Raw genomic sequence first — 18523 nt, 5'->3', positions numbered from 1 at the left:
TTGATCCAGCATTCAAACTGCCCGCTAACTAAAAAACATATTTAGCGGAGAGTTGAATGAAGCGCGCATCCGGAGTGAAACTCTGGAATGTTTGTGACGCTGTAATTTGGCCGCCAGTCGTGGCATTGCTGGTCGTGCTTGGGTTTCCGTAAGCTGGAGTATTTAACACGTTGAAGATATCTGCGCGCAGCTCGAAATACTGTTCACGGAAGGTCGGCAGCCGCTTGAATAGCGAGGTATTGACACGCTCATAGCCAGGGCCGTGGATTGTATTGAATCGTCCCCCCAGATACGGCAGCGCGGCAAGCCCAGTGATTCGTGTTGTGCTTACTGGGCTACCTGCCACTTGGGCATTGGGGAAGGCCAGCACCGGGTTTGCAAACGCGCAGGGGTTATACCAGTGCGCCCTGGTCCGCGTGACCGATGCACAGGTAATCGAAGGATTGCTGGGATCGGGGTTTCCTCCCGCAGCAAATGGATTGCGGACCAGAATTGCGTTGGCGCTTCCCCCATTTGGTCCAGCGCTGCCAAGGTTCGTGCTAACACTGAAAGGAAATCCTGTTTGCGCCGTAAATTGCACGTCCGATGCCCAACCTCCGACAAGGGCGTTCACGATGCCTCCGCGTGACAAGAACTTTTTCCCTCTACCAAATGGCAGTTGATAATACCCATTGAACGTCAACCGATGCCTTGCATCAGCCTGCGAGTTTGTGTAGTCGCCTCCAATTCCGATGAGATTGATTCCTCGATACCCTATCCCTCCCAGCGGTTGACTTGCATCGTCCAGCGAATGCGCCCAGGTATAGGTCGTTAGAAAGCTAAGACCATTTTCGTAACGTTTCTCTACCTTCGCCTGCAACGAGTTGTAGCTGGAAACACCGGCATACTCATTTGTCGCAACGCTGCCAAAAGCAGGAAAGGGTTGAACCGTCTGCGTATTCAATCGCGGATCAATGAGCGCGGCTGCCGAATTCGTGTTCACATTGACGACCAAATGGCGGCTGACATCACCGACATACGCCAGTGTGGCTACCAGATCATTTGTGATCGCTCTCTGAACGGAGAGATTGTATGACTCGGTATAAGGATTCTTGATATTCGGCTGCGAGCCTGCAAATGAAGGTGTTGAAATCATATTAATGAGGCCGCCGGAAAGATAGGAAGAGAAGCCAGTCTCAAGCTTGATACCGTTCGTTGCGCAATTTCCTGCTGTGCAGGTACCGGCACGAGGAAAGTTTGATGTGAACTGGAACGGATAATTTTGCAGGGTCTCCGGGCCACCTGTATTTTCTATCCCTCCGAAAAAGATACCGAAGCCTCCATGAACCACTGTTTTGTCATCCATGCTGTAAGCAAAGCCGAACCGAGGCGAGAAATTTAAATCCTGCCCATTGACCAGCGAACTATTTCCCGTATAGTTCACCGCTACATGATTAGCGGCAAGCAGATTCAAAAACACTGGAGATAGAAGCGCATTTTCCTGAGTTTTGGTATAAGTCAGAGTCGCCTGTCCGCTTGCCGGCCCGACGGCCTGCATATAAAAGTTCGCGAACTTCCCAGCCACTTCCTTCAGTGGCTGATAGTAGTCATATCGAACGCCCATATTTAGAGTGAGCTTATTCGTCACACGCCAATCGTCTTGTATATAGGCTCCACGCGTCCAATGCGAAAAATCAAGATGCTGGTAGGCAGGTACCGATGCCGAAGTCATCTCGTTCTCAAGAAAATCTGCGACCCCAAAGCCGGTATTGGCCTTTCCGGGATTAGAGGTAAAGAATCCGCCAAAGGTGTAGGTGCCGCGAGCATTGGGTGGAGAGAAGAAGGGAAAGCGGACACTCTGTAAAAGGATGCCGGCCTTGAGCGAATGATTTCCGAGAATCTTCGTCACGTTATCGAGAATTTCGTATACGTCTTCACTCTTATGGTTTGGATAGTAGCCGGGCTGTCCAAAACCCGTTATTCCCGATAGTGTTACAAGCGGCAATCCCCCGCCCAGCGGTCCTCCGCTGGGAATACCTCCCAGTCCCAGAGAAGCGGCAAGATCGGGCGTATTGAATGCTGCTTGCTGGAAACCGAAGTTGCCGTAGTTATAACCAAAACGAACTTCATTAATCAGCGTTGGGGAAAACAGATGGGTTTCACTGAAGGCCAGGTTATCAGCCTGATTGATCACTTTCCCATCTGCACCGTACGCACCTCCGTCAAGAATAGGACCGAGCGGTGCCGGATAGTTGCTCGGCGCATTCAAATAACTAAACCTGACGAATGTTTGATCTTTTGGACTTATATTCCAGTCCAGACGCGTGCCCCATTGCCAGCTATTCGCTACGGCGTTTGTGTTGTCCACATAGTTGTTATATAAATTTGCACCGTTTGTATTTGGCAGCGGATAGAGCTTCAAAAGATTGAGCGCAACTTGATTAATGTTGCTTGGGCAGATTACGTTCTGCTGGCCATTGCATGTAAGCAGTTGCGTTCCGGCGCTGCCAGGTTGATAGAGCGTGACAGCGGCTCCCTGCGAAGTGAGTGAGGGCTTCAGCAGCTCCGAGAAATTTCCCATTCGCATAAGTGGAGTAGGAACAGATTGGGTAAATGTTTGTCCAAAGACAATACGGTTCGCCTCGGCATAGCCGAAAAAGAACAGCCGGTTTTTGAGGATTGGGGCACCCAGCGTAGCCCCGAATTGGTTCTCGTGATACGCAGGAATGGTCTTCGCATTGAAATCTTTCGCGTCAAATGCTGTGTTGCGGATGTACTCCCATAGACTTCCATGGATTTGGTTTGTTCCCGACTTTACGCTTGTATTCATCACCGCGCCCGCCGAGTGGCCCAACTCTGCGCTATAGCTATTGGTTTGGATATTGAATTCAGCGAGAGCATCCGGTGGGGGATTCACAACGAAACTCGATCCGCTTAAAAAGTCGGGGACCGCGGTGTTATTGTCGATACCATCCAAAATAAAGTTGTTTTGTGTAGGCCTCTGTCCGTTGGCGGAGAAGTCCCCAGTGCCTACGCCTCTTCCTCCTACACCTTGCACCACACCTGCCGCCAATTGCGCTACATAAACTGCGTTACGCCCGTTCAACGGGATGTTATTAATAACTTCGGTGCTCATCACTTGTCCGACGGAGCCCGATTGCGTCTGTAACAGTGGCGGAGCAGTACTTACGGTGACAGTGTCCGTCACAGCGCCCGGTTTTAATATGAGCACAATATTCAATCTGGCCTGCACGTCAAGATGAATGTGCTCTTGTGTCGTGACCGAAAAGCCCGCTGAGTTCGCGCTTATGGTGTAATTCCCAATTTTGATGGGAGAGAAAGTGTAGACGCCGTTTGCGTCCGTTGTTTCCTTCAATACGAGTCCGCTATCAATGCTGGTGAGCGTAACGTTGGATTGAGAAATGACCGCACCGGAGGCGTCCTGCACTACACCTGTAATGGTCCCCTGATCCATCTGTCCGAAAATTGGCGCCGGTGCTAACAACGCAGCCCCGCAGAGAACCGCAAGCAGCAACATTAGACAGATGTGGATGACTCTATTCGATGCATTCCTTATTGGCACGTTCATAGTCCCTTCTAAATGGCGATCGTTTGATTCGTGTTCAACGTGAAACGTAGCCGAATCGCTGCTCCATTTCTTATGAAAACGGATACACTTCAGTAGTCTTTTGCGATGAGGGGACGTTACCGCAAACAAAACTTCATTGTCAATGTTTTATTTCCTTTTCCTACGTTTCGCTGCATGCCGTGGCAGGTTAAGGTTGAAAAGAAGCGGCGTTGAGACGCTACTCTGAATTTAATCTGTTAGGCGATCGGGGTTGGCGGTTTAACGAGCAATATATTTATTGGTGCTTATATAGAGGTCGAGATTGCTTCTGATGATGAGTTGAGGAATCACGCCAATGAAATGGAGCGGTCTCATTCCTTCGGATAAATACCAATATAGGGTCCGAATCGCAAGGCTTCCCTGCGTTTCGGGACACTGATAGATCGTCGCCTTAACGATGCCTTCTCGGAGGTAAGGAACAAGCTCCGGAATAAGATCTGTCGTTACAACGGCGACGCTATCCAGTCGACCAGCCTCACGCAGGGCTGTTAGCGCGGAGATAGAGTTCGCTGTACTGATGTACAACCCGGCCATCTTGGGCGTGCTTTGCAGGAGCCTGCGTACTCCCTGATATGCCTCATGGGGATCATCGTGCGCCTCAATGACAGCCGCCACGGAGAAGGCTGGCGAAAGCTGAGAAAGCATAGTTCGAAATCCTCGCACCTTTTCCGCGTGATTGAGATATTCGAGATTTCCTGTAAGAACTCCGACTGAACCTCGTTTATTCATATGACTGAAAAGCGCTTCAGCCGCCATGGCGCCGCAATTGAACGGATAAGCAGTGATAGCAGTGAGCCGTCCCGATTCCGGGACGTCGGTCGAAATACAGACGATGGGAATACCTTTCATATTTGCCTTCCTGACCAACTCTGCCATCTGGAAGGTATTCGGCGGAACAGCAATGATTCCATCAACCGATGCGTCAAGAGCAGACTGGATGCTGTTCCGCGCGTGATCATACGGCAAGCTATAACTATGGAACTCAATGTCCAGTGTTGAACTAAACGGTAATGCACCCTCCTCTATGCCGGATCGTAGGGCATCGAAAAATGGAGGAATCCCCGTCGGGAAATTGATGGAAACCCGAAAGCGCCGGTTTAGCCTCAGGTCACGCGCAGCCCGGTTTGGGTGGTAGTTCAATTGCTCCGCCACTTGCAGTACACGAGCGCGAGTCTTTTCGCTGATTCGCCCACGGTCGTGAAGTGCGCGGTCTACAGTTGCAATGGAGATTCCTAACTCCTCAGCAATCGCCCGAATGCCGGAAGTTGGCTTTTCAGTGTTGTTTTTTATTTTTGAGGTCATCTATAGATAGTGGCTTTGTCATGAATAGCATACGCCGGGACGTCTCAAAAGATTGGTGACATTGATGCTTGCTCTGGATAGGTTTTTTGTTTGAGGATGGCGTGAGGTCTATATCGATAGTATTGATGGTTGAAGGAAGCAGGGTCTTCAGTGCGATGGTTCAGCCTGACGGTGAACTAATCCGTTCACAATATGTCAAGATGTTTCGAACCGCATCAGCTCGTCTGCTTCTCAGATCATTGACTTGGGAACATACGTCTAGCGGACTCAAGTTAATTCAAGAATTTCGAAGACGTAATGTCTATCCGAGCCAAATATTGAAGATCGACGCGAAAGAGGCTAGCTTCTCGGCAATCATAGGAATGATCATGGGACGAAAGCGAACTGGATTGTTGGCGATGAGGAAGAACACTAGTTGCCATACTCCTGCAACACTACCGCCATGGTGGCCATCTCCCAAGTGTGCTCAACTGTCGCCTGTTTAAAGATGCGAAGAATGGTCTGCATTAGGCCACCTCCGCCAATTCTGCATCGGACATCTCTGCCCGTCGTGATAAAGGTTCTTAGCGAACGCTGAACATCGCGAACGACTCTCCCGGGATCGAAATGGATACAGAGCCGCCCTCACTCCTTGCTGTCGCAAGGTTCGCCGGGGCGAGAGGCTCGAACTGATTGCACCCAGCCAACGCAGTATCGGCACTTCGTATGAGCAAAATACGGGGTTCCGCCTTCTTGTTGACGACGGCGACAACCGCATCTTTGTCGTGGGCCGAACTACACCCTTTCAAAGAGTTCGTTCGAATATAGACGAAGCTGGAGTCATCAACGAATAGATCCTGCTGTGCCCCACCTTGAAGCGCTGTGTGTGACTTGCGTACAGAAAACAGCGCTGCCGTCCATACGAAGGTCTCTTGCTGGTCATGCGTCCGCCCAGAGGCGGTAAAGGCTGACGATTGCCCATTCGGTCCCGTTGGCGGGAATCCACCGGGAAAATCGCGACGGTTGTCCGGGTCTCCCCCACCTTCCATTGCGATCTCGTCTCCGCTATAGAGTTCGGGCGTACCCCGCAGCGTCGCAAGGAGGCCGAGCGCCTCTTTGAGTCGCGGAAGCGATCCTCCGGCAGCGGTCAGGAAGCGGGTCGTGTCGTGATTGCCAAAGAACTGAACCAGGTGTTCCGGGTGCGGGTAAAGGGAATCCTGCCGCAGAGTGGCGGCAAGATCGGTCATGGGTTTGTTGCCGGCGAGGACATCCCGGACGGCAAAGTAGACAGGGAAGTCGAACGGCGTGTCCAAGCCGGTGTCGATTCCTGCATGTTCGCGCCCGCCGGCGAAGAATGAGGTTATGGTCGGGTCGCGGTGGAAGATCTCACCAACTGTCGTCAGGTTGGGATAGGCATGGTGAAGCGCGGCGTCGAAGTCGTGCCAGAAGGCGCGGCCTACGTAAGGAAACGTATCGATGCGGATGGCGTCGAGATGTGCGGTCTCGACCCACCAGAGCGCGTTCTGTATCAGATATTTGGAGACGAGCGGATTCTCCTGATTCATGTCCGGCATCTCGTCGGTGAACCAACCCTCGGTCAAGTCGCGGGAGCTGGCGGGCGTGGCATGGGGGTTGACGAGGTCGTTGAAGTTGCCGGCTGATCGCTTGTGATTTGCCAACGTTCCATGGAACCAGTCGGGGGTGGGAGGATCTTTGACCCAAGGGGTGTTGCACCCCGATGTGATTGGGAACCAGGTCGATGATCAGCTTCATGCCACGGGCATGCAGCGCGGCGGCGAGATGCCGGTACTCTTCCAGAGTGCCGAAGTGATGATCTACATCGTACAGATTGACCGCCGCGTAGCCGTGGTACGACTGCGGCATCAGTCCGTTGTCGTAGACCGGCGTGGTCCAGAGAGCCGTGACACCGAGCTCCTGCAGATAATCGAGATGCTGCTCGATGCCGGCGAAGTCGCCCCCGTGCCATCCGCGACTGGCGGCGCGGTCGTATCCAGGCTGATCGTTAGCCAGGTTGCCGTCGGCGAAACGGTCCGTCATTACCAGATAGATGACGTCTTTAGGCGAAAAGCCAGCATGAGCTGCAGGGGCCTCCGTTCGCGGGTGAAGGGCATACGCACGCGATGCATTGCCCTGCGCATTTGTAGCCGTGATCTCGATGACTTGCGGCGGGGCGGTGGAGGTCTTGAGCCAGACGAAGGCCCAGTGCCCATTGGATGAGGCCTGGGCGTGGTCGAAGCGGACACCGTGGGCCTGGACTGAAAACTTCGCGCCGGCCAGGCCTGTTCCGTGGATTAACAGCATTGGGTCAGGAAGCTGTACGAACCAGTCCGGCGGGTCGATGCTCTGAATGACGGGTTTGCCGCGATCAGCTTGTCCGAAGCCATAAGAAGCGATGCAGAGCAGAGCCGCGCCGCAGAGAGTATTCCACCGGGTCTTCATATTCACCATGAGTGACTGTCCTTGCCAACGGGGCATTTCTGGAGACGGAAAAACCCGACCGAGCGATTATGTTCCGTTTAGGGAATGACGATTTGCCCAGACCGCGAAAAGAATGGCGCTGCTCACAGAGCAGCCCCGATTAGGAATGACGCGTGGGGTAAAAGGTGAAGCGCAGGCAGTCGGAAGCTCACGCTCAGAGTGCTGGCCGGTAGGTTGATCATCCAAAATTTCCGTCTTTGTGGCTGGAGCATGGATTGGTGAACTGAGGGTAGTTATGCGCGGTGTCGAGGCCGGATAGAGTCTTCAACGTTTGTATGATAACGCAAAGAAAGTACATTGGCGGTTTCTCGATATCGCAGGAATTTATCGCGCCTAGAGATTTCCGATCAGTTCCGTCCACTCTCAGCACTAACTCTCTTCTTTTATCTTTCTCACATTGGTCGATAGACGACTTCTGGGCACTGTAAGTACGACACCTCGTCATTCCAACGGTCTCCTTACATTGAACAGTGGATGTTGGGTGTCGTATCGGTTCGTTTTCACCTCCCGTTCATGCGGCATTGACTGCGCACTAAAGTGGCGAAGTTACCGTTGACTTATCCGGCAGCGATCCGCTCAGAAGCGGAAGATTCATTTCCTGGGAGATGCCGGAACTCCCTAATTTCCCCGAGGCTACACAATGAAAACTCAGTCCTTCTGTCATCGCCTATTTTTGGTCTTAACGTGCATTTTGGCCACCCTGATCACCGCAAATGCTCAGATCAATACCTCTAGCCTCACTGGCCTGATTGTCGATCCCAGTGGAGCCGATGTCCCGCACGTCAATGTCACCGTCACTAATAAAGCGACCGGGCTTAACCGCACAGGCGAGACGGACGGCGCGGGCTACTACAGCTTCCCGTCGCTCCCAATCGGCCTTTATACCGTCTCCATTAATGCGACGGGCTTCGCAGGCATGAGTGAGGATGTCCAATTAAATGCCGCCCAGAAGAGCCGCCGCGACTTCACACTTAAACTTGGCACTTCTCAGGAAGAGGTTACGGTGAACGCCGCAGGCAGCACTCTTTCCCCGGACGATGCCTCCATCAGCACGGTGATCACAAGCGAGGTTATCCAGCAGACACCGCTTTATCAGCGCAACTGGGACGACCTTCTTCGAACGGTTCCTGGGGTGCAGATCAGCCGCTTCACTCAGCAGAGCGGCGCTACCAGCGCTGGACGAACCGGCAGCTTCAACGTCCACGGCATTCACTCACTTCAGAACGATTTCATCCTCGATGGCATCGATAACAACACCATCTCCGAGAACGTTCAAGAGTTAAGCACGCAGGCCGCACATCCCTCCGTAGACACCATCCAGCAGTTCACTATCGTGACCAATCCTTACTCGGCCGAGTATGGCCGAGCTCCCGGCGCAGCTCTTTCTGTCAACACGATGGGAGGCAGCAACCGCTTTCATCTTCTTGCCTTCGAATATCTCCGCAACGATTTCTTCGATGCGACAGACTACTTCACGAAGCGTAGCAAAGTCCGAAAGGCGCAAAACAATCAGCACCAGTTCGGCGGAAGCATCAGCGGCCCCATCGTCCATGATCGTCTGTTTGCGTTCTTTAACTACGAAGGCACACGCATCAAGCAAGGCGTCTCCCGCACCTCGACGGTGCCTTTGCCGAATGAACGGATCGGCGACTTCAGTCCCGCGACGGCAGCTTTACTTGGCGTGAAGTATCCCACAATCTTCGACCCTCGCACCAACCAGCCCTTCCCCAACAATCAGATTCCAGCCGACCGGCTCGACAAGGCGATGCAGGGCATCATTGCACTCTTTCCGCAGCCCAACCTGCCGGGTCAGCTCAACAATTACTTCCGCAATGCCGGCCTGAGCGACAACAATGACAGTTATGACGGCCGGGTTGACTGGACTGCCTCCTGCTCCGATAACCTTTTTGTCCGCTACAGCTATATCAACCGCTCTCGCTTTATCCCCGGTAACTACGGCGGCATTGGCGATGGCACCTCGACTTCTGCATTCGGCCGCCAGAAGATTAACTCGCACAGCGCAGTCCTCGGCTGGACCCACATCTTCTCCCCCAACGTTCTTAACGAGTTTCATCTTGGCTTCATTCGTAATAAGTCCGTTGCGGAACAGGACCCCTTCGGCTTGAACGCTGCGGACGAGTTCGTTCCCGGCATCCCCAACAACCCAGCCGTTGCCGGTGGCGTCCCACTGACGCAGTTCGCCAACTTCACCTTCATCGGCTCGCCGGACTTTCTGCCCAAATCCCAGACGCCCCAGCAGATCCAGTGGGTCGACACGATCTCCCTGGCGCTGGGCAAACATTCGCTCAAGCTGGGCGGCACGGTATATGCTCCCATGCGCAACATCTTTCAAGATGAGCCCGGTACTCGCGGCGACCTTGGCTTCACCGGCATCTTTAGTTGCCAGCGCGGTGGTGCGAACAACCAGTGCCTTACGCCCGGACTCTCTTACGCCGACGGCCTGCTCGGTCTCGCGCAATCTACGCAGTTGACGAACGTCCATTTCGTCGACCAGCGGTTGTGGATGATCTCCGGCTTCGTTCAAGACGATTGGAAGGTAGTGCCCAAGCTCACTGTCAATCTTGGACTCCGCTACGACTTCGCCACCCCCGCTCTGGAAGGGAAAAACCAGCAGGCCAACTTCGACCCTACCGCTAATGGAGGCGCCGGCGGATTAGTCTTTGCCAAGAGCGGCTCTCTTAAGGACCGCGCGCTGGTCAATCCCAACTACAAGAACTTCGGCCCCCGCTTTGGCGTGTCCTATTCTCCGGATACGAAGACTGTCATTCGAGCCGGATATGGTTACTACTATGCGATGTTTGAGCGCTTCGGCAGCGAGAACCAGCTTTCGCTGAACCCACCCTTCCTTATCAACAAAGCGCCGGCAGTTGCATCAAACTCAACGACTCCAGCTCTGATTGCTCAGGATGGGTTTCCTTCAAACTTCCTGGATCCGTCGACAATCAACCTGTCGCAGCTTCAGGCCTACCATTTACGCACCATGAACCCCAACGCACCAGCTCCGAACGTGCAGCAGTGGAGTGTGGGTTTCCAGCGTGAGCTTCCCGGCAATCTTACCGCCGAGGTTAATTACGTCGGCACCAAGTCCACCCATCTCGACGTCATCAGCGATCTTAATCAGCCCAGCATTGCAACCCCGGGCGCTCCCAGCAAGGTTCCTTTCACTAACTTCGGCTACATCGAATACACCAACTCAATCGGATTCGGAAATTATAACGACCTTGAGGCGACCCTATCCCGGCGCTTCAGCAATGGTTTCAGCTTCCGTACTGCTTACACTTACTCCCGCAGCCTGGATAACACGCCGGAGGAGCTTGAGAGTAACTCGGGAGCACCACCCAACGGCAGAAACTACGCCTCCTGGTACGGCCTCAGCGACTTCGATATCCCGCATCGCATCTCGGTCAACTATGTCTATGAGTTGCCATTCGGCAAGGGGAAGGCCTTTGCTAACCACGGACTCCTCAGTTCTATCGTGGGCGGCTTCCGTACCTCCGGCGTCTACACCTATTACAGCGGCCATCCCTTTACGGTCAATGGCGGTGGAGGGCTCGCTGCCGCGCTGGATCCATACGGTGCAGCTACCGCTACCTTGAATGTAATTGGCAAACCCACGCTCGTTCAAAATACGGACTGCTGGTTCTACGCTGCACAGAATCCACAGTGCGTCGCTCATGCCCCGAACGCCACAAATGCGTATTCCCTCCCTGCCCCCGGCGTCATTGGCAACAGCGGTAGGAACACGCTCCGGGGTCCGCACACGAATGTCTTCGATGCTGCTCTCCTGCGAGAGTTCCCCATTCACGAAACAGCCAATCTGGAGTTTCGTTGGGAGGTCTTCAACGTGAGCAATACACCTCTCTTCGGTCAACCCAACAACAACTTCTCCAGCGGAGCAGCGGGTCAGATCACCTCGCTTTCAGGTGACCCTCGAGTAATGCAACTCGCACTGCGCCTCTCCTATTAACAAGTCTCAACCACTGAGGCTGGATGCTGCGTCTTGGCGCAGTATCCAGCCGTTTCCTTACGTGAATCTGACAGCCGGGCCGTTCCGCCGACATGGAATACAACTCACCTCATCCATCACACAGATTGTTCAAACCACTCCTAGATGTACTTTTGGTTACCACAACATCTCGGTCGCCCAATAAGAGCTCGCTTTCATTTGGCCCCTCTTTGAGCAAACCTACTTTGACATCCTTACCGTAGGCCTTCAGCAGTGGGGTGAAGGTGTGGCGGAAGGTATACCAACCGATGTGCCTCATCCGTGTTTGTGCTGCCCATCGAAGAGTTGATTTGCGGATTTTTCGGCAAGGAAACGAGATTCGCAAAAATTCGAAATGCGCCGGGCACCCCTTCTGGTAGCTGGCGGTAGAAAGCATATGCGTTATAGATATATATGCCTTTGCCATAACGAGCGTAGAGCAAGCCTCCTCTTTGCGGATTCTGACCCGGATCGTGAGTTTCGAGGAGCGGCTGATAGTGCAAATCCCATTGGCTCAGAAATTTCGATCCCCGTTCGGCTACCCAGCCTTCAAAGTCCTTGGCTCCAATCTTGTTGGGCCATTGAAACACCGGATTATCCGGTGCCAGGATATCTACCTTCGAGGCTTCATCTGTCACCTCTTCAGGATCACTTGTCATGGTGTACGGATACGGCCCATAGTTCTTGTCGAACTCGGGAGTGTTGTATTGCACCACCACCACTCCGCCATTTTTCACGTAATCCAGCAGCCTACTGTTGTTGGCCTTCAGATCATCCCGCACCGCATAAGTGCGCACCCCCAGCAGAATCACGTCGTACCTGCTAAGGTTGCCACTTGCCAGGTCAGGAGCAGTCAGAAACGTCACGTTGACGCCGAGATTCTCAAGAGCCTGCGGCACTGTATCGCCGCTGCCCATGATGTAACCCACATTCAAACCGGGAGCGCACTTCACATCAACGCCGGTGATGCGATAGGTCGAAGGCCGGTACAGGTTATAAGGACGGAGGCCAGGATAACCTACCGTCCGATAACCCTCTCGATAGCGGCGACGGTTGTAGTCAGCCACAACGGTCACGTCGTAAGGCTCCTCGCGAATGTGCGACGGTGTGACGTTGAATAGCACCAATCGGTCGTCTCCATCTTTATTGGTGGAGAACTCAGCCACTGCCGGCGAGCTTATCCATCCGGCAGGTAACTCCAGCCGCACAGTTCCTTTGGCCGGCCCTTTCACATTGCTATGGATGTTGGCCTCAAGGGGAAAGGATCGCGCCGTTAGTGGCAAAACTCCTTTAGAGGAGTTCACCGAGACCGAGATTGCCGGACCTGTCACCAGTGGCTCCATCACAGTTCCCTGTCCGGTGATGCGCTTCACCGATTGCACGACACTGCCCACGTGAAAGATCACATTATGATAGCGAAACGTGGCCCAGGCAGCTAACGGATATGGAGCGAAAGGCTGGCTCATAAACCGCTGGTCATTAATGTCATAGTAGGGCTGTTCCACGTCCTTGCGGCTGAAATACGGACGCGTAAAAGATGCATTCTGAGGCGCGCTTACCTGGAAACGCTGATTGATCGGCTTGTTATCCGACAGAGTAGAGGAACCCGTATCGCTCGGAGTTACGCTCCAATGCTCGTCCTCGCGGGTGGACAACTCCACCTTCGCTAACGTCACCGGAACAGAACTGGGATTGTCGATATGGACATTAACAGCAAACTGCTGCCCGGGAATGGCCATCACGAATGATTCGGGCGTCCCGCTGGGCCCGGCAATGCTTTGGTCAGCTCTGTGGTCCGGCGCGATCGTGGGCAGAATCGATAGCTCAAATGATTGAGCCAGACCTTTCTCGAATTGCATCTCTTTCACGCGTAGCTCGTGGTTCACATCGTATTTCTCATCGTCGGAAAGATTGCTCGCGCGTACCTCCGCGATGAGCGCGACAGTAGCCTTCAACCCTGAGGCCAGCAGCGGCGCCGTCTTCTCGGGATGGCGGGGGTCAAACTCTCTCATCGCTTGCTCAACCAGTTCATTGATCTTTACCAGTTGCTGGCGCAGGAAAGCCGCATCATTTGTCTTGACCAGGCTTGCAATTCCCATCAGAGATGTATCGATGCCATCGAAGAACGAACCCTCTTTGTCTTCTGCGGCATGGACGGAAGCGAACCGATGATACTTACTGAACATCTCCCCCGATGCTGGAATGCTTGATCCGCCATTCTGTGATCTCTGGAAACCCAGCCCTTCACGGGAAAGCTGCGCGTAGGAGATGCCCAGCAGGGGCTCTTGCTTCCCTGTGGGCACGATGACGTTCGCATCGATTGGCCACGGTCGCCATTGGTCATGGATATAGTCGTACACGCGTAGCGGAGCCCAATGGTGGGTAGCATAATCGTAGACACCCTTTTCTGTGACACGGGCGCGCGGGACCTCCGCATAATCCTTCAGCGGCGACCATGGATGCAAGCCGGCCCGGATTTGGTCCGGGAACATCTTTGGATCGCCAGCATAACGAAATACCTCCTGTGCCATCTCTCCAGCCACCTGGTGGTTGCCATGTCCATCGCTCGGTCCACCTATGAAGACCGAGGTAACTACCAAGGGCCGGGTCATACGTACGACTCGTACAGCATCGGCAAGCACCCGGTCGTGCGACCAGTGGTTCATCGACTCCTCCCTGGTTTTGGAGAACCCGTCGTTGATAACACTCGTCCAGAATTGGTCCACATCGTAGTACCGATCGGCCACTAATAATTCCTCTGTCCGCACCAGACCGAGCGCGTCGAAGAGATCCGGCGACATCACGTTGGCTCCGCTTTCACCACGATTCAGCGTGAGCAGAGTTACCCGTGCTCCTTCGCCACGCGATTCATACGTGAGCATTCCTCCGTCCTCATCGTCCGGATGTGCCGTAACCATCAACAGGCTAGCGCGCGTGTGCAGCTTGCGTAGAGACTGCCACAAAGCCGCAGCCCCGCGATCGATAGGAAGCGGCGCTGCGTCCACTGTCGCTGCCTCGCCAACCATCCCACGCTCAGGGCTCACCTCCGACTCCCCATTTTGCGCTGACTGGGCGAAACAGGCGCCCGACAGAATGCTGAATACTATTGCGGCTTTTAGTAAGGTTCTTAAACCCAAGAACATGATCAACCCTCTCTTAAGGCGCCTTGTTTCTATGTGGCAGCTGCATTTCGGACAGCCTGTTAGAAATAAAACTCTCCGGCAAGTTGAATCTCGCGCAGATCATTTACGGCATGATTGAACGCGTTGAAAACGCTCTAAATGCAGTTCGATCAGCAATAGCATCGCTCTAACGATTCAAGAGAACGTCAGTTCTCAAGTGAACTCGCCACGTCTCCGCTTTTTGGTCCAGGCTCTTACGAGAAATCGTACAAAAGAGCCCGGACACTCGACTCATTGCGGAATCCATTATTTGTTATCACGCTGCTAACAATGGACAATCAATTGGTTGAGAAGCTCTTTCGATGGCTCCCATTCGCCGATAGCGGGGTAGAGAAGCATAGCTTTGCGTGCCATGGAAACGGAGCCAGTGAGAGCAGCCTCGATTGCCGCCCGCTCGTAGGCTTTGACGGCAAGGACAAGGCCACGAACGGCTTCTGGCAGTTTTCCAGCGGGCTCCGGGGTGATAGCGTCCTCGCCTATCTGGCAGGAGGTCTCGACGATATCTGTATCTTCAATCTCCGCGATGGCTCCCATATTCTGGGTGTTGACGATGATGCGTTGTGGCTGCGTACCGCAGAGCGCATTCATGACGTCAAGGGCAATTCGATGATATCCCGTTGCCGCGAGGAACGGATCTTCGTTGCTGTACTCCGCTAAGTCGAGAGCTGAGCCGCCATTTCCTTCCAGCTTCATGTAAGAGGCAGAGCGGTTGTTGAGGTAATCGACATAAGTGGCGATTGCAGCTGTAGAATCCCCACTTTGTAGAAGCTGAGAGAGCCTGCTAAGCAACTTGTTGTTGAGCTGTTCGACCTCCGCGCCGCGTGTGCTTCCCTGCTTGCGTTGGTTCTCCAGCGCCCGGCAGCGCGAGTAGTAGAAGAAGAGGTATTCAGTGGGAATGAGCTTTAACGCCCTGATGAGTTCGTGCTCAAAAAGCGGCACTGAGTAAAGTTGACTGAGGAAGGAGTCGTCGGCAAGCAATCGGCTGGTGATATCTTCTCCACGAAGCACGATGCGGCGAATCCATCCGAGATGGTTGAGCCCGACATAGTCACATCGCACCTCGTCCGGAGTGGCGCCCAGCGCTGTGTGGATACGGTGGAGCATCTCGGTGGGAGTGTCGCAGATACCGACAACCCGGGCGCCAGTATTGTGTTTTATCGCCTGGGTAATAAGGCCGGCGGGATTAGTGAAGTTGATGAGCCATGCCCGGGGGGCGAGGCGCTCCACAATCTTTGCCTGTTCGACCGCAGTGGAGACAGTGCGGAGGGCCATGGCGACACCGCCCGGGCCGGTGGTCTCCTGACCGGGATAGCCATGGTCGATTGAAGTGCGCTCGTCGTGGGCGCGCGCCTGAATGCCTCCGACGCGAATGCTGTTCATCACGAAGCTGGCGCCCTCGACGGCATCCTCAATCGAAGTGGCCTGCCTGACCCGGAGCGTGCCACCTTCGCGGGCGACGATGGCACGGCCTAGTTCCGTCATGATGCGGACACGGTCCGCGTCGGGATCGAAGAGCACGAGTTCTTCCGCGCCGATGGCTTCTGCCGCTTCGTTGACGCCAAAGATGACCAACGGTGTACGAACGCCGCCGCCGCCGATGAATGCGATTTTACGACGTATAAATTTGCTCATAGATATTCTCGATTTCCTGGTGTGTGGGGAGTGCACTTAGAGATCCGGCGCGCCGCGTTGAGAGACCTCCGCAGATGCAGGCACGGCGTAGACAGTCTTCGGGGCCCACTCCGTCGAGGAGGGCGTCGATAAAGCCAGCGTCAAATGCATCGCCTGCTCCTGTTGTATCGACCACATCCACGACGGGGGGCGCTACTTCATAGCGGCGTCCGTTCTCCAGCATAGCCGCTCCGCGAGAACCGAGCTTGACTACGGCCTGGGCCAATCCATTGTCCTCCGCGAAGGAAAGGTAGCTGGCGATGTCTCCGCCGCACAACAGGGATGCCTCTTTTTCGTTTGGCAGGAGATGGTCCACAGCGCGGCAGATCTCCAGACTGGCCGGAGATCGCAACCACGCCGGTTGAAATCCCACATCGAGCGATGTCGTACAGCCGGCGGCTTTCAATATCGGCAGAAGGTGCATCGCTACGGTGTGTTCTAGCGGAAGGGCGAAGTGCACATGCCGTGCAGACACGAGAACATCGATGACCGATTTCGACTGAAGCCGACCTGCCAACTTGTCGTTCTCACCGTGGTAGCTGAAGAAGGAGCGGTCGTTTCTCATCGAAACGCTGACCGTGACTCCCGTCTCACCATCCGAACGGGCAAGCCCTTCGGTCGAAACTCCGAATTCGAGAAGACGCGCCTCAAACCATTCGGCGTCGGAGATGCCAATGCCTCCTACGAGACTGACCTTGCGCCCGAGTCGGGCGAGCGCACAGGCGGTGTTAACAGCCCCACCGCCGATTTCGCGCTTGTACTCGTTCGTAAACACTTCTTCGCCCGGCTGCGGCCATGCCGTGAAACCGGTAAAGATATGATCGATATAAATCTCGCCTACGACTGCGACGTCACACTTCATGCTGTTCATAGAACGGCCACTCCTGTTTTCGTCTCGCCTCCAGCAGATAGACGGCTGCGCCCACAGCGGCCATGGCGAGCCCGATTGCGATGTGCGTGACTTTGCTGCTCAGGACGATATACAGCCAGCCGACCAGAGCGACGATTGCCGGCAATGGATACAGAGGCATTCGATAAATATCTGTCGACAAGCGCGTCTTGCGGCGGAGAAGGACCACACCCATACATTGCGCGATAAATTGAAACATCGTTTGAACCACGATAAGGACTGAGATTAAGTCGGAAAGTGAAAAGATGCAGGCAAGTGCCGAGAGGCCCCCCATTACGAGAAGAGAGGTTGATGGAAACCTTCCTTTCGGATGGAGACGAGCGAAGGGCTTGAAAAATTGTCCGTCTACCGCTGCGGTATAGGGGACGCGGGAGAAGCCCAGAAGAATGGCAAGGGCCGACCCCCAGCTCGCGACGAGAATGAGGACCGCAACAACAACGCCTCCCGAACGGCCGTAAAGCATCTGCATATAATCCGCGACAATAGCCCGGGAATGCTGGCCCTGCTGCCATGGCACCGTTCCAAGAATGGACAGGTTCATTGCGAGATAGAGGACAGCAACGAGAATGATGGAGTAAATGACGGCGCGAGGAATAGTCTTTCGTGGGTTTCGTACCTCTCCTCCTAACATGCAAACGTTGTTGTAACCGCCATAGTCATAGACGGCAATCAGCGTAGATGAGCCGAGCCCAAACCAGAACGCCCGCGAGGGTTGAAAAGCATGCGGAGGAAAGCTAAAGGCGATTGCACTGTTGAAGTGGAAGATGCCGCTGATGACGATCCATGCGCAGGTGCCAAGCACTGCCGTCGTGATGACAACGGAGAGGGTCCCGATCGAGCGGATGTTTCGGTAGAGAATCCAAGTGTTGACTAAACAGAGCGCCATCGCGAGTAGTACCAGATCATGGTGCCGGAGATGGGGGACAACAAAATTTGCGTATTCCCCAAAGCCGACGGCCCCGGAGGCAATAGAGAGGGGACCGATCAGGAGGGCCTGCCAGAGGAAGAGGAAGCTGATGAGGCGTCCCCATCGGGTTGGGCCAAAGGCCTGCAGAAGGTAGTGGTAGGGGCCTCCGGAGTGAGGCAACGTAGAACCAAGCTCGGCCCACACCATGCCATCGCATAGGCAGAGGATTGCCCCCATTATCCAGCCGAGCATTGCCTGCGGGCCGCCCATGGCCGCCAGGGCGAGGGGAATAGTAAGGAAGGGACCGATGCCAACCATGTTAAGGATGTTGGCTGACATGGCGCCGGGTAAACCTATACCGCGATCGAGTTGTTCTCCGGCACGAGCGATTTGAGTTTGCATGAAATCCGCGATAGTGACAGAGCTATCAAGTTAAAGTGAACGATTGAATAATGAAGCT

8 protein-coding genes and 1 pseudogene are annotated in these 18523 nt (G+C 54.3%); 1 reads left to right on the top strand and 8 read right to left on the bottom strand.

The window, feature by feature from the left end:
• Positions 1-28: 28 nt before the first annotated feature.
• The 4 genes and pseudogenes from P4G45_RS01050 to P4G45_RS16910 all read right to left on the bottom strand — a co-directional run.
• Entirely contained in the window at positions 29-3517 is a 3489-nt protein-coding gene (locus P4G45_RS01050; RefSeq protein WP_348267848.1) for a TonB-dependent receptor, read from the bottom strand.
• Between the two features lie 309 nt (positions 3518-3826).
• Complete coding sequence (locus P4G45_RS01045) at positions 3827-4909, bottom strand: LacI family DNA-binding transcriptional regulator (RefSeq protein ID WP_348267847.1); 1083 nt, start codon at positions 4907-4909, stop codon at positions 3827-3829.
• Positions 4910-5472: 563 nt separating this feature from the next.
• On the bottom strand, positions 5473-6567 hold the full coding sequence (locus P4G45_RS01040; protein WP_348267846.1) for an alpha-amylase family glycosyl hydrolase: 1095 nt from the start codon (positions 6565-6567) through the stop codon (positions 5473-5475).
• Between the two features lie 88 nt (positions 6568-6655).
• A pseudogene (locus P4G45_RS16910) lies at positions 6656-7210 on the bottom strand (alpha-amylase family glycosyl hydrolase); the annotation flags it as partial.
• Between the two features lie 868 nt (positions 7211-8078).
• On the opposite strand from P4G45_RS16910, the gene P4G45_RS01030 reads away from it, so the two are divergent.
• Positions 8079-11375 (top strand): TonB-dependent receptor, encoded by a 3297-nt coding sequence (locus tag P4G45_RS01030; RefSeq protein WP_348267844.1) that lies wholly within the window; start codon positions 8079-8081, stop codon positions 11373-11375.
• 233 nt (positions 11376-11608) lie between these two features.
• Here P4G45_RS01030 and P4G45_RS01025 read toward each other — a convergent pair whose 3' ends face one another.
• From P4G45_RS01025 to P4G45_RS01010, 4 genes are all read right to left on the bottom strand, one after another.
• Entirely contained in the window at positions 11609-14437 is a 2829-nt protein-coding gene (locus P4G45_RS01025) for a PIG-L family deacetylase (RefSeq protein WP_348267843.1), read from the bottom strand.
• Positions 14438-14839: 402 nt separating this feature from the next.
• Positions 14840-16207: a hypothetical protein gene (locus P4G45_RS01020; RefSeq protein ID WP_348267842.1), complete on the bottom strand. Its 1368-nt coding sequence runs from the start codon at positions 16205-16207 to the stop codon at positions 14840-14842.
• The gene (locus P4G45_RS01015) at positions 16185-17117 is read right to left on the bottom strand and encodes a carbohydrate kinase family protein (RefSeq protein ID WP_348267841.1); all 933 of its coding nucleotides are present in this window, start codon (positions 17115-17117) and stop codon (positions 16185-16187) included. Before P4G45_RS01015 ends, P4G45_RS01020 begins: the two co-directional genes overlap by 23 nt.
• Positions 17098-18465 carry an APC family permease gene (locus P4G45_RS01010; protein ID WP_348267840.1) on the bottom strand — a complete coding sequence of 456 codons (1368 nt, stop codon included), beginning with the start codon at positions 18463-18465 and terminating at the stop codon, positions 17098-17100. Before P4G45_RS01010 ends, P4G45_RS01015 begins: the two co-directional genes overlap by 20 nt.
• Positions 18466-18523 lie beyond the last annotated feature (58 nt).

The sequence above is a fragment of the Edaphobacter paludis genome (assembly GCF_039993895.1).
Taxonomy (GTDB): domain Bacteria; phylum Acidobacteriota; class Terriglobia; order Terriglobales; family Acidobacteriaceae; genus Edaphobacter; species Edaphobacter paludis.
This window is presented reverse-complemented; position numbering and strand designations above follow the sequence as displayed.